This window comes from Nitratireductor sp. J20-h4, assembly GCF_056780505.1.
Genome location: NZ_CM165557.1, coordinates 3,158,705 through 3,171,743 on the forward strand (window position 1 = coordinate 3,158,705; position 13,039 = coordinate 3,171,743).

10 protein-coding genes are annotated in these 13,039 nt (G+C 64.4%); 4 read left to right on the forward strand and 6 right to left on the reverse strand.

Going from position 1 to position 13,039, the window contains the following annotated elements:
* Positions 1-6 precede the first annotated feature (6 nt).
* The 4 genes from ACT2B0_RS15280 (at position 7) to ACT2B0_RS15295 (ending at position 6,184) form a co-directional block, all read left to right on the forward strand.
* Positions 7-705 carry an RNA polymerase sigma factor gene (locus ACT2B0_RS15280; protein WP_473458889.1) on the forward strand — a complete coding sequence of 233 codons (699 nt, stop codon included), beginning with the start codon at positions 7-9 and terminating at the stop codon, positions 703-705.
* Positions 705-1,439 carry an MOSC domain-containing protein gene (locus ACT2B0_RS15285; RefSeq protein WP_473458891.1) on the forward strand — a complete coding sequence of 245 codons (735 nt, stop codon included), beginning with the start codon at positions 705-707 and terminating at the stop codon, positions 1,437-1,439. Before ACT2B0_RS15280 ends, ACT2B0_RS15285 begins: the two co-directional genes overlap by 1 nt.
* A 422-nt stretch (positions 1,440-1,861) precedes the next feature.
* Positions 1,862-3,049: an efflux RND transporter periplasmic adaptor subunit gene (locus tag ACT2B0_RS15290; RefSeq protein WP_473458893.1), complete on the forward strand. Its 1,188-nt coding sequence runs from the start codon at positions 1,862-1,864 to the stop codon at positions 3,047-3,049.
* 15 nt (positions 3,050-3,064) lie between these two features.
* Positions 3,065-6,184 (forward strand): efflux RND transporter permease subunit, encoded by a 3,120-nt coding sequence (locus tag ACT2B0_RS15295; protein ID WP_473458895.1) that lies wholly within the window; start codon positions 3,065-3,067, stop codon positions 6,182-6,184.
* Positions 6,185-6,256: 72 nt separating this feature from the next.
* Here the strand turns inward: ACT2B0_RS15295 and ACT2B0_RS15300 are convergent, their stop codons facing one another.
* The 6 genes from ACT2B0_RS15300 to ACT2B0_RS15325 form a co-directional block, all read right to left on the reverse strand.
* Positions 6,257-7,432, reverse strand: a complete 1,176-nt coding sequence (locus tag ACT2B0_RS15300) for an ABC transporter substrate-binding protein (RefSeq protein WP_473458897.1) — start codon at positions 7,430-7,432, stop codon at positions 6,257-6,259.
* Between the two features lie 26 nt (positions 7,433-7,458).
* The gene (locus ACT2B0_RS15305) at positions 7,459-9,306 is read right to left on the reverse strand and encodes an AMP-dependent synthetase/ligase (protein WP_473458899.1); all 1,848 of its coding nucleotides are present in this window, start codon (positions 9,304-9,306) and stop codon (positions 7,459-7,461) included.
* Between the two features lie 87 nt (positions 9,307-9,393).
* On the reverse strand, positions 9,394-10,206 hold the full coding sequence (locus tag ACT2B0_RS15310; RefSeq protein WP_473458901.1) for an ABC transporter ATP-binding protein: 813 nt from the start codon (positions 10,204-10,206) through the stop codon (positions 9,394-9,396).
* Entirely contained in the window at positions 10,203-10,991 is a 789-nt protein-coding gene (locus tag ACT2B0_RS15315) for an ABC transporter ATP-binding protein (protein WP_473458903.1), read from the reverse strand. Before ACT2B0_RS15315 ends, ACT2B0_RS15310 begins: the two co-directional genes overlap by 4 nt.
* Positions 10,988-12,088 carry a branched-chain amino acid ABC transporter permease gene (locus ACT2B0_RS15320; RefSeq protein ID WP_473458905.1) on the reverse strand — a complete coding sequence of 367 codons (1,101 nt, stop codon included), beginning with the start codon at positions 12,086-12,088 and terminating at the stop codon, positions 10,988-10,990. Before ACT2B0_RS15320 ends, ACT2B0_RS15315 begins: the two co-directional genes overlap by 4 nt.
* A 7-nt stretch (positions 12,089-12,095) precedes the next feature.
* Entirely contained in the window at positions 12,096-12,971 is an 876-nt protein-coding gene (locus ACT2B0_RS15325; protein WP_473458907.1) for a branched-chain amino acid ABC transporter permease, read from the reverse strand.
* Positions 12,972-13,039 lie beyond the last annotated feature (68 nt).

Consider the following 13,039-nt stretch of genomic DNA (forward strand, 5'->3'; position numbering starts at 1 on the left):
GTTGTGATGGAACAGCGTCTTGTCACCCGCACCGAACCGGCCCCGGCCGACGACGCAGCCCTTGTCGCCCGCGCCAGGAGCGGCAGCGAGGAGGCGGTTCGCCTGTTGGTCAGGAAAAACAACCGGCTCCTGTTCCGTCTCGCGCGCGGTTTCGTGCACGACGACGCCGAAGCCGAGGATGTCGTCCAGGAAACCTATGTCCGCGCTTTCAGCCGGCTCGACACTTTTCGCGGCGACGCGGCGGTCTCGACCTGGCTGTCCCGGATCGCCATCAACGAGGCGCTCGGCCGCCTGAGAAAACGCCGGCCCATGGCCGACCTCGCCGAGTTGGAGGGCCGCGCGGCGGGGCCTGCTGGAGACAATGTCGTCATGTTCCCAATCGTGCCGACCGCACCCGACCCGGAAACCGAGACCGCCCGCGAACAGGTCAGGGCGACGCTGGAACGCGCGGTGGACACGCTGCCGGCCGCCTTTCGCGCCGTGTTCATCCTGCGCGACGTCGAAGGCATGAGCACCGAAGAGACCGCCGTCCATCTGTCGATCCGGCCCGAAACGGTCAAGACCCGTCTGCACCGCGCCCGGCGGCTGTTGAAAAAGGCGATCGACAGAGAGCTCTCGGCCGGTTTCGCCGATCTGTTTCCGTTCGACGGCGACAGGTGCGCCCAAATGGCCGACAAGGTCATCGAACGGCTGAGGCAGACTTGATGACGAACACGGCAAACGGGCAAGGCACAAGGTTAAGCTTCGTGGCCGACGCCGTACTCGTCGGCCAGGTCGCGCCGCTCGGGCCAAAGCAGATTGCCAGCGGCATCCGCAAGGCGCCGCTGGCCGGTCCCGTGCGGCTGACCCGCGAAGGCCTGGTCGGAGACCAACAGGGCGACCGCAAGCATCACGGCGGCCCGGAAAAGGCGCTTCACCATTATCCGGCCGATCACTATCCGGCCTGGTGCGACCACCATCCCGACATCGCCGCCACCTTGGCTACGATCGGCGCCTTCGGCGAAAACCTGTCGTCGCGCGGCGTTACCGAGGCCGAGATATGCGTCGGCGACGTCTTTCGCCTCGGCGGCGCGACGGTTCAAGTCTCGCAGGGGCGACAGCCCTGCTGGCGTCTCAACGAGCGTTTCGGCGAACGCCAGATGGCGCGCCGGGTTCAAGAGAGCGGCCGCACCGGCTGGTATTACCGGGTCCTCGAGGAAGGCGACATCCAAGCCGGCATGACGGCCGAGCTGATCGACAGGCCGGCCGGCACCTGGACGCTGGCCCGGCTGTCGCACACGCTCTACCGCGACACGTTGAACAACGACGCGCTTGCCGAGATGGCCGAACTGGCGATCCTGTCGACCTCATGGCGCGATCTCGCACGTCGGCGGCTTGCCCGCCGCGCGGTCGAGGACTGGACATCGCGGCTTTCGACCCCGGACCACGGAGCGGCCTGACGCCGACGGTCAAAGACGGCGCCTTCGATCGCACCCCCCCCCCGCCGATTGCCCGCTTCTCGCGCCATGTCATTGCCGGGGGTACCGCGCTACCCGCCGACCGGGGCCCCTCGGCCGCGCCGTCAGTGATCGCCGAATGCCTGACCGGCAAATCCACGCGAGATGGAAACCGAAAGCGGAAAGCGGGGGCACATCCGCGATGTTGGAAGCGCTGAGCGGCGGCTGAAATCAACGCCGCAAAGGCGGTAAACATGGACAAGATTTAACATTTTTCGGCGTGCAGGCACGCCGGAGAATTGTCATAAAGACAGCCTATTGACCGTTCGCGGAGCCGGTCCGCCTGCGCGCGCATATTTTTTTGGGCGGCGCGATGGGCGCGAGCAAGCCAAAATGGCGAATATCCGGCGGTCCCGGAGTGATGGATGTCGATCTGGAAGCAAATCGGGCTAACCCTGCTGGCGCTGCTTGTCGCGGCGGCGATCTGGGTGCGTTTTTTCCCCGGTGCCGATCAGCAGCTCGCACGCTGGGGTCTGGACTGGGTTCCGGGCTCGGCGACCGAAACCGGCGACAGCGGCGGACGCGGCGGCAGTCCGACCAACGAGCGCCGCGGCCCGCCATCGCAAGGCGGTGTGGTGACCGTGGACGTTCTGGAAAGCACCATCAACGACCGTCTCGCCGCCATCGGGACCGGGCGGGCGGCGCGGTCCGTCACCGTGACACCCTTCACCAGCGGCCGCATGACCGAACTGCTGGTCGAATCGGGATCGGTCGTCGAGGCCGGCGACGTGATCGCCCGGCTCGACGCCGAAGCCGAGCAGATCGCCTTCGACCGGGCGCGTATCGCGTTGCGCGATGCGGAGGCCCGGCTCGAGCGTGCGCGCGCGCTGCGCGCCTCCAACACCGCCAGCGCGGTCCAGGTCACCGATGCCGAACTCGCCGTCGACAATGCGCGCCTGGCGCTGCGCGACGCACAACTGGAACTGTCGCGTCGCTCCGTCGCCGCGCCAATCGGCGGCACGGTCGGCATCCTGCCGATCGCGGCCGGCAACTATGTCACCGCGCAAAGTGAGATCGCCTCGATCGAGGACCGCTCGGAAATCCTGGTCGATTTCTGGGTTCCCGAACGCTACGCGGGCGCGGTCTCGGTCGGCTCGCCGCTGACGGCCGCCGCCATCGCCCGTCCGGGCGAAACAATCCAGGGCAGCGTCAGCGCGGTCGACAACCGCATCGACGCCGAAAGCCGCACCCTGCATGTCCAGGCCCGCCTCGACAATTCCGCCGACCGCCTGCGCGCCGGCATGTCGTTCCACGTTTCCATGCGCTTTCCCGGCGACACTTATCCGGCCGTCGATCCGCTCGCCGTGCAATGGGGCGCCGACGGCGCGTTCGTGTGGGCCGTGCGCAACGGACGCGCCGAACGCGTCGCCGTGCGGATCGTCCAGCGCAATGCCGACAGCATTCTGGTCGACGCGCCGCTGGCGCTTTCCGACGCCGTGGTCACCCAGGGCGTCCATGCCGTGCGCGAAGGCGCGGAGGTGCGCCTTGCAAGCCGTAACGGCAAAGCCGCGGCACCCGAGACGGGGACGCCGCGCCCCGCCAGCGGCTCCTAGAGCGGGCAGCGCGCCATGAACCCCAAAACCGATCCCGAACTCGGCCTGACGGCGCTTTTCGTCCGTCGTCCGGTGCTCGCCTTCGTGATGAACACGCTGATCGCGGTGGCCGGCCTTGCCGCCCTGCTCGGCGTTGAGATCCGCGAATTGCCCGAAGTCGACCGGCCGGTCATCACCATCCGCACCGAATATCCGGGCGCCTCGGCCGAAACCATCGATCGCGAACTGACCGGGCTGATCGAGGGCGCAGTGTCGCGCATCGCCGGCGTGAAATGGATCTCCTCGTCGTCCTCCTTCGGCCGCAGCACGGTGACGGTTGAATTCAACGACACGGCCAATATCGACACGGCCGCCTCCGACATGCGCGACGCCCTCGGCCGGATCGCCCACGAGCTGCCCGAAGACGCCGACGCCTCGCGTATCATCAAGGCGGATTCCAACGCCCAGCCGGTCATGCGGCTCGCCGTCACCTCGGCGACCATGTCGGTCCAGGACATGACGGTGCTGGTCGAAGACGAACTCGTCGACCAGCTTGCATCCGTCGCCGGTGTCGCAGATGTTCAGGTCTACGGCGAACGCGACAAGATCTTTCGCATCGACATCGACCCGGCCCGGCTCGCCAGTCTCGGCCTGACCGTCGGCGACGTCCGCAACGCATTGGCGTCGATGGCATTCGACGCGCCGGCAGGCTCGCTGACCAGCAATACCCAGGACCTGATCGTGCGCGCCTCCGCCACGGTCACCACGCCTGAGGCGTTCGAAAAGATCGTCGTCAAGGCCAACACGCGCCTCGGCGATTTCGCCTCCGTGACCCTCGGCAAGGATCTCGGCGAGACCCAGTTGCGCGCCAACGGCAAGACGGGCATCGGCATGGGCGTCATCCGCGCGGCCCAGTCGAACACGCTCGATATCTCGACCGGCATCCGCGAGGCGGCGGAGCGCATTCGCCAAAACCTTCCCGAGGGCGTATCGATCGACGTGACCAGCGACGACGCCACCTTCATCACCGGCGCCATCAACGAGGTCGAGATCGCGCTCGGCATCGCCGTTTCCGTCGTGCTTTTGATCATCTTCCTGTTCCTGTGGGATTTTCGCGCCACGATCATTCCGGCCGTGGCGATTCCGGTCGCCCTGATCGGAACCGTGGCCGCAATCTATCTCGTCGGCTTCTCGATCAACATCCTGACGCTGCTCGCGCTCGTCCTGGCGACCGGCCTGGTGGTTGACGACGCGATCGTGGTGCTGGAAAACATCGTCCGGCGGCGCAATCAGGGCCTCGGCCCGCGCGCTGCGGCCGTACTGGGCACAGAGGAAGTGTTTTTCGCCGTCCTGGCGACCACCGCCACCTTGATCGCGGTGTTCGTGCCGCTGTCCTTCCTGCCCGGCCAGACCGGCGGCCTGTTCCGCGAGTTCGGCTTCGTGCTGGCGATCTCCGTTTTTCTGTCGTCGCTGGTGGCGTTGTCGCTGTGTCCGATGCTCGCCTCGCGCTTCCTGCGCACCGGCGGGGAGGCGCAGAACCACGGCGCGATGGGTTCGCTCGGTCGCGGCCTGTCCGGACTTTACGCGCGGATGTTGCACGTCTGCCTCGACGCCCCACTTGTGGTGGTTGTCGTGTCAGCCCTGATTGCCGGATCGGCGGCCCTGCTCTATCCGACCATCAAGTCCGAACTGACCCCGCGCGAGGACCGCTCGCTCGCCTTCATGCGGGTCTCCGCGCCCCAGGGCGTCAGCCTTGATTATTTCGCCGAACAGATGCTGCGCATCGAAGCCCTGCTCATCCCGCTGCAGGAACGCGGCGAAATCGAAAGCACGTTTTCCATCGCCGGCTCCGGCGGCTCGTCCAACAGCGGTTTTCTGGTGATGCGTCTGGCGCCCTGGGACGCGCGCGAGCGCTCCCAGCAGGACATCCTCAACGAGGCCAACGCCCTGGTCGCTCAGGTGCCGGGCGTGCGCGCCTTCGCCTTCCAGCCCAACAGCCTGGGCATACGCGGCGCCGGCAGCGGCCTGCAATTCGCCGTCGCGGGCGCCAATTACGCCGTTCTCAACGAAACCGCTTCCGCGATCGTGGCCGAGATGGAAAAAGACCCGCGCTTTCGCCAGGCGCGCCTGTCCAGCGACACCACCCAGCCCCAGCTCGCCATCAGGATCGACCGCGAGCGCGCGAGCGACCTCGGCATCGAGATCGCCGGCATGGGCGAAGCGTTACAGGCCATGCTCGACGGGCGCAAAATCGGCACGGTGTTCATCGACGACCGCAGTTTCGACGTGAAGCTGGTTTCCACCACCAATCCGATCAACGACCCCACCGATCTGGAAAACATCTTCTTGAAGACCCGCGACAACCGTTTCGTGCCGGTTTCGACCATCGCCAGCTTGACGGAAATGGCGGTGCCGCCGTCTCTGTCGCGCGAGCAGCAGATGCGCGCGGTTTCCGTCACCTCGGCACTCGCCGCCGACTTCGCGCTCGGATCGGCCTATGAGCGCGCGCTGGAGATCGCCGAACCGCTGCTGCCGCCCGGCTACCGCATCATCCCGCTGGCCGAAACGGCCACGCTCGGCGAGCAGTCGGAAAGCATGACGACGACCTTCGGCTTCGCGATCATCATTATCCTGCTGGTCCTGGCGGCGCAGTTCGAAAGCTTCGTCAGTGCCCTCATCATCATGGCCACGGTGCCTCTCGGGCTCGCCTGCGCGGTTTTCGCCATGCTTTTGACCGGCACGACGCTCAACGTCTACAGCCAGATCGGCCTGGTCCTGCTGGTCGGCATCATGGCCAAGAACGGCATCTTGATCGTCGAGTTCGCCAACCAGCTCCGCGACCGCGGCCAAAGCGTGCGCGAGGCGATCGAGAACGCCGCCAATGTCAGGCTGCGCCCGGTGATGATGACCATGATCTGCACGATCGTCGGCGGTGTGCCGCTGGTGATGGCGAGCGGGGCCGGCGCCGAAGCGCGGATCGCGCTTGGCTGGGTGATCGTCGGCGGTCTCGGCCTGGCGACGGCGTCGACCCTGTTTCTCACCCCGGTCGCCTATCTGCTGCTCGGCCGCTTCGTCACGCCCAAGGCGGAAGAGGAAGCAAGGCTGCACAGGGAAATCGAGCAGGCGCAGCGCCCGGCCGCAGCTCCCGGCGAATAGAGCCGCCCTGGTCCCGGAAAGAAATGAGGCCGCACGACAATCGTCGCGCGGCCCCTTGTCGGGACTTGCCGATCAGTTCGAGGTCGACGGATCGATGCGTCCGACCTCGACCCACTTGTCGCCCACGATCTTGGAGATGATGATCAGCTCGCCGCCCTGGTGGTCGGGACCGACATCGACCGGGACGTCATTGACCACGTCCTCGAACTTCACGCCTTCCATGGCAGTGCGAAAGCTTTCCGACGTCAGGTCGGGGCCCGCGGCTTCGAGCGCCATGACCAGCGTCTTGGCCGCGCCGTAGCCGAGCTGCGCGGCGGTGTCCGGCGCCTTGCCGGCATAGGCCTCGTAGCTTTCGGCCCACTGCTTGACCTCGGGAACATCCAGCCTGGCCTCGAAATCGACCCAGCCGGCCGCCGCGTAATAGCCTTCCGTCACGCCGCCGGGCACTTTGGCAACGGCGGTGTTGAAGCCGGCCGACGAGCCGATGAAGGCGACATCGGTCCAGCCGAGTTTCTTGGCCGTGCCGAAGGCGACAATGGTCTGGCGCACGCCGAGCGCCGTGGCGACGATATCGCAGCCCGCATCCTTGAGCTTCTGGATCGAGCCGACGAAATCCTGCTCGTCGGGCTTGTGCGTGGTCTCCGCCGCCCAGGTCAGCCCCATCTCCTCGGCCTTGCTCTTGGCGCCCTCCTCGATTTCCTTGCCGAAATCGGAAGGAATGTACATCGCGCACACTTCCTTGGCGTCGTCCTGCTTGACCAAAAACTCCACGCCGGCGCGGATCTGGTCGTAATACGACGAAAAGCCGGTATATTTGTAGGAGATGTCGCCTTCGATCATCTGGCGCGCGGCCGTCAGCGGCGACACGTTGGCCACCTCCTTCGATTCCATGATCTTGAAACCGGCGATGTTGTGCGGCGTGCCCAGATTGAGCAACATGGCGAACACCTTGTCGGAATTCACCAGCTTGTTGAAGTTCTGCACCGCCTTGGGCACCTGATAGCCGTGATCCTCGACGACGAAGCGGATCTTGCGCCCGTGGATCCCGCCCTTTTCGTTGACCTCGTCGAACACCTGCTGCGCCGCCTTGATGGCGCCGACATTGAAGGCGGCGAACACGCCGGACAAATCACCGTTGGAACCGAGCACGATCTCGTCGTCGCTGACGCCCTGCGTGGCGTTGGCGGCCGAGGCCATCCCGGCCGCCATCGCGGCGGCGAGGATGGATCTGGTCAGTGTCTTCCTCATGGGTATTTCCTCCTTGGCAATTATGGTCAGGTTTCTGCATGGCCGGGCTGGCCATACATGTCGTCGATCAGTTTCTTGTGTTTTTGTTCGACAAAACTGCGCTTCAACTTCATCGTCGCGGTCAATTCCTCATCTTCGGCCGTCAGGAGCACGTCGATCAAGCGGAAATCCTTGATCTGCTCCACGCGGGCGAATTCCGCATTCGTCTCCGCAACGATACCGGCAATGAGATCGCGCACCTCCTGCGCCGCGCACAGCGACTTGAAGTCGTTGAACGGCACCCGTCGGTCCTGCGCGAATTTCTCGACATTCTCCTGATCGATCATGATCAGGCTGGTCAGATATTTGCGCTTGTCGCCGATGATCACCGCATCGGCGATGAAGGGCGAGAATTTCAGTCGGTTCTCGATCTCCGCCGGTGTGATGTTCTTGCCGCCGGCGGTGATGATGATGTCCTTGACCCGGCCGGTGATCGTCAGGAACCCCTGATTGTCGAGCCTCCCGACATCGCCGGTCTTGAGCCACCCATCCTCGGTGACGGTTTCAGCGGTCTTGTCGGGCTTGTTCCAGTAGCCCTTGAAGACGTTGGCGCCGCGATACTGGATCTCGCCCTCGGTCGAGATGCGGATTTCGCCGCCAGGCACCGGCTGGCCGACCGTGCCGGTCTTGTTGTTTTCGATCAGATTGACCGAGATCACGCCGGCGCTTTCGGTCATGCCGTAGCCTTCCAGAACGGTGATGCCGACGGCCCGGTACCACTTCAGCAGCGCAGGCGAGATCGGCGCCGCGCCGGTCGTCCCGCGCCTCAACCGGTCGAAACCGAGCATACGGCGCAGATTCTTGAGTACCAGGAAATCCCAGACCGCATAGGAAAGCCGCGTCGACACGGGAACGGTCTCGCCGTTTTCCAGCGCTTCGGCGCGCGCCATGCCCGCCGCCAAGGCGCGGCGGAAGGCCCATTTGCCGAGCGGCGTCGCCTCGTTGGCCATGATGGTGACGCGGGAATAGACCTTTTCCCAGACGCGCGGCACCGCCGTGAACACATGCGGCGAGACCTCGCGCAGATTGTCGAACACCGTCTCGGGGCTTTCGGCGAAATTGACCGTCGAGCGCAGGCCGATCGGTGTGAAGACGCTGATCAGACGTTCCAGGATATGGCACAGCGGAAGAAAGCAGACCTGCTCGTCGCTGTCGTCGACCGGCAGAGTCAGCACCGCGCCGGCGATCGACACGATGATGTTTTCATGGCTGATCATGGCACCCTTGGGCGGACCGGTGGTGCCCGAGGTGTAGACCAGGATCGCGGTGTCGTCGGGTTTCGATTTGGCGATCTCTTCCTCGAAACGCTGGGGATTCTGCTTCAGGAAATCGCGCCCGAGCCGGTAAAGCTCGTCGAGGAAGATAACCCTGTCGTCGGAAAAGCCGTGCAGGCCGTCGGCATCGTAGACGATCACCTTGGCAAGCCCCGGCATTCCGTCCTTGACCGACAGGTACTTGTCGAGTTGCTCGTCGTTTTCCACGAACAGGAAGCGGCTGTCGGAATCGTTGACCAGATAGTGCAGCTGCGTTGCCGAATCGGTGGTGTAGACTCCCGACGCGATGCCGCCCACCGACTGCACGGCGAGGTCGGTATAAATCCATTCCTTGTTGTCTTCCGACAGGATCGACACCACCTCGCCGCGCTTCAGGCCGAGCGCGAGCAGGCCGAGCCCGATCAGCCTTGCATGCTCATAAAAATCCTCCCAGGTATAGGACAGCCAGATACCGAACTGTTTTTCGCGATGCGCGACGCGGCTGCCCAGCTCCTGGCAACGCTGGCCGAACAGCTTGGCCAGCGTGTCGCAGCCGTCGAAGAACTGAGGCCCCGTTGACATATCCGCGTTGAAACTATGCCCGCGGACGGTCTGTTGCGGAGGCAGTTTTTCGGCAATCGTCATTGCTTCCTCCCGTTGCGGCGCGCCTCAGCGCCAGGTCTTTTTCTGCTTCCAGCGCTTCTGGCCGCGCTGCGTCTCCTGCTGGACGCCGAGATAGAATTCCTGCACGTCCTTCGACTGGAGCAGGCGCTTGGCGTCGTCGGCCATGACGATGCGCCCCAACTCCATCACGTAGCCGTAGTCGGCCACTTCCAGCGCAACCCTGGCGTTCTGCTCGACAAGCAGCATCGTCACCTTTTGCTCGCGGTTGAGGCGGCGAATGATCCTGAAAATCTCCTTCACCAAAAGCGGCGACAGGCCGAGGCTCGGTTCGTCGAGCAGCATCAGCGTCGGACGCGCCATCAGCCCGCGGCCGATCGCCAGCATCTGCTGCTGGCCGCCCGACAGCGTGCCGGCGGCCTGCCGGCGCCGTTCGGCCAGGATCGGAAAATAGGAAAACACCATCTCCTCGTCGCGGCGCACTTCGCCCGCGTCGCTGCGGGTGAAGGCCCCCATTCTGAGGTTTTCCTCAACCGTCAGCAGCGGAAAGACCTCGCGCCCTTCCGGCACGTGAACGATGCCCTTGCGCACGATGCTGTCGGGGCTGGCGCCGGCGATGTTTTCGCCGTGATAGACAATCTGTCCCTTTTCCGGGTCCATGACGCCCGAAATCGTCTTCATCAGCGTCGTCTTGCCGGCGCCGTTGGCGCCGAGCACGGTCGCGATCTGGCCCTCGCGGACCTCGAGGCTGCAGCCGCGGATCGCCATGATCGGCCCGTAATAGCTTTCCAGGTTGCTGACCGTCAGCAAGGCCTGCGGCGCCTGGTCTGGATGTGCCTGTGCTGCCGTGGCGCCGCTCATGCGACCTCCTTTTCCGCCGTGTCGTCGGCCGTGCCGATATAGGCCTCGATCACCTTGGGATCGTTCTGGACTTCCGCCGGCGTTCCAAGGGCCAGCATCATGCCGTCGGCCAGCGCAAGCACCCGGTCGCAGACCGAGGAGACGAGATGCATGTCGTGCTCGACCATCAAGACGGTGATGCCCATCTGGATCTTGATGTCCTCGATCCAGAAGGCGACGTCCTGGGTTTCCTCCACCGAAAGGCCGGAGGCCGGCTCGTCGAGCAGCAGCAGCTTCGGTTCGATCGCGAGCGCCCGGCCCATCTCGACCACCTTGCGCACCCCGTAGGGCAGGCCCGCGATCATCTTCTCGCGATAGGGCTGCAGGTCGAGAAAATCGATCACCTTTTCAACCGCGGTGCGGTGGCGCCGCTCCTCCTCGCGCACGAAGGGGGTGAACAGTAGTTCCGAGACGAAGTTGGAGTGCCGGTGGCGATGGCGTCCGACAAGCAGATTCTGCAGGACGGTGGCCTGTTCGAACAGCTCGATGTTTTGGAAGGTGCGCGCGATCCCCAGCCCGGCGATCTCGTGCGGTTGGCGCGTCAGGATGCTCTTACCGTCGAAGCGGATGTCGCCCTCGGCCGGCTCGTAGAAGCGCGAAATCAGGTTGAAGATGGTCGACTTGCCGGCGCCGTTGGGGCCTACCAGCGCGAAAACCTCGCCCGCCTCGACCGAGAACGAGACCTGGTTGACCGCCACCACGCCGCCGAAGCGAAGCGTGACATTGTCGATTTCGAGCAGGCTCATCGCATGCGCTCCGTCTTCAGATAGCTCTTCTGGCGCCTGAACATGTCGCGCCGGTAGAACGGAAAGAGCTCGAAATAGGTCCTGATCTTCACCCAGCGGCCGTAAATGCCCATCGGCTCAAACAGGATGAATCCGATCAGGATGGCGCCGAAGATCGCCGATTCCAGCCCCGGTATGGCGATCGACCCGCTGCCGGTCAGACCGGTGAGGAAATCGCGCCCCATTGCGATCGCTTGCGGCATCAACGCCACCACGATCGCGCCGAAAAACGCGCCGTGGATGGAACCGAGCCCGCCGATGACGATCATCATCAGAAGCTGGATCGAGATGATGATGTTGAAGGTCTCGTTGTTGAAGATGCCGGCGAAATGGCCCATCAGCGCCCCGGCCAGACCGGTGATCGCCGTCGATATGCCGAAGGAGACAGCCTTGGTGCGGGCGATATTGACGCCCATCGCCTGCGCCGAGACTTCCGAATCGCGCACCGCGGCGAAGGAGCGGCCGAGCGGCGAGCGCAGCAGGTTGCGATAGGCGAGCACGACCAGGATCGTGACGATCAGCACCAGCCAGTAGAACCGCTCCGGATTGCCGTAGCGATCGATCTCCAGCCCGAGAATACTGATCGTCGGCGCGAACAGGCCGACCACGCCGTTGGTCAGCGGTTCGGCGATGACGATCAGGTCGTCGGTCAGAATGGAGATCGCCAGCGTGCCGATGGCCAGATAGATGCCGTGCAGCTTGGTGGTCGGGATGGCGATCAGCACGCCGGCCAGCCCGGCGATCACGCCGGCCAGCGGAAAGGACAGGATAAACGGCAGGCCGAGCCTCTCCTGCAACAGCACGTTGGCATAACAGCCGACGGCAAGAAAGGCGGCGTGGCCGAGGCTCGCCTGGCCGGTCTGGCCGACCAGGATCATCAGCCCCATGCCGGCGATCGCCCAGATCAGAAGATTGGTCATCTCGCCGAGCCAGAACGTGTCGAAAAACAGCGGCAGCAACACCGCCAGCACCGCCAGGAGCAAATACCACGCGGCCTGCGCGCCGTGCCGGAAATAGTTGATGTCGGCGTCGTAGGATGTCTTGAAGACGATTCTCATGGCCGCGCTACACCTTCTTCCGGTGGATCTGGGCGAGAATGCCGTGCGGTCGGAAGATCAGGATCAGGAACAACAGCAGATAGGGCATGATCTGCGAGTAGCCAGCCGCGATGTAATAAGACGAGAACGGCTCGATCAGTCCGACGATCAGCCCGCCGAGCAAAGCGCCCGGTAAAGAGCCGAACCCGCCGATCACCGCCGCGGCGAAGGCCTTGATGCCGAGCAGGCCGATCGAGGGATCGATCGAACCCTTCGAGGCGAACAGGATGCCGGCGATCGCTGCGACCGCTCCGGCGAGCGCCCAGATAAGGGAGTGAACCCGCATCACCGGAATGCCCATATAATAGGCCGCGAGCTGGTTCTGCGAGGCGGCCTGCATGGCGACGCCGAGCTTGGTGCGGTTGAAGTAGAAATAGAGCGCGACGGTCAGGATCAGCGTGACGGCGATGATCATCACCTCGTCGAGGCCGAGCACCAGCCCGCCGAAGCGCACGTCCTTGCCGGCGATCGGAGATTCCAGCGAGATCGGCTCATGGCCCCAGATCAGCCCGGCGAAAAAGCGCAGCACGAAGCCGAGCGCGATGGTGAGGATGACGATTGCGATCTGCGACTGGCCGAACATGCGCCTGAGCACGAACAGGTCGAGCAGATAGCCGAAGGCGCCCATCACCACGATCGCGATCGGCACCGACAGCCAGAACGGCCAGCCCAGAAAATCCTGGTTGGTCAGGCCGAGCGCGATGAAGGCGCCGAGCATCATGAAGTCGCCCTGGGCGAAGTTCACGGCTTCGGTCGCCTTGTAGATCAGGACGAACCCCAAGGCGATCAGACCGTAGACGCACCCATTGGCGAGGCCGCTCACAACAAGCTGCAAGACGTCCAAGACGTTCTCCTCCCATCGATGTCACGGTCTTTGCCGTGTTTTTTTAAACCGTAACAGCGACTTGCCTG

Coding starts and splice junctions, on each gene's coding strand:
- ACT2B0_RS15280 (WP_473458889.1), top strand. CDS start 7: ATGGAACAGCGTCTTGTCACCCGCACCGAACCGGCCCCGGCCGACGAC.
- ACT2B0_RS15285 (WP_473458891.1), top strand. CDS start 705: ATGACGAACACGGCAAACGGGCAAGGCACAAGGTTAAGCTTCGTGGCC.
- ACT2B0_RS15290 (WP_473458893.1), top strand. CDS start 1,862: ATGTCGATCTGGAAGCAAATCGGGCTAACCCTGCTGGCGCTGCTTGTC.
- ACT2B0_RS15295 (WP_473458895.1), top strand. CDS start 3,065: ATGAACCCCAAAACCGATCCCGAACTCGGCCTGACGGCGCTTTTCGTC.
- ACT2B0_RS15300 (WP_473458897.1), bottom strand. CDS start 7,432: ATGAGGAAGACACTGACCAGATCCATCCTCGCCGCCGCGATGGCGGCC.
- ACT2B0_RS15305 (WP_473458899.1), bottom strand. CDS start 9,306: ATGTCAACGGGGCCTCAGTTCTTCGACGGCTGCGACACGCTGGCCAAG.
- ACT2B0_RS15310 (WP_473458901.1), bottom strand. CDS start 10,206: ATGAGCGGCGCCACGGCAGCACAGGCACATCCAGACCAGGCGCCGCAG.
- ACT2B0_RS15315 (WP_473458903.1), bottom strand. CDS start 10,991: ATGAGCCTGCTCGAAATCGACAATGTCACGCTTCGCTTCGGCGGCGTG.
- ACT2B0_RS15320 (WP_473458905.1), bottom strand. CDS start 12,088: ATGAGAATCGTCTTCAAGACATCCTACGACGCCGACATCAACTATTTC.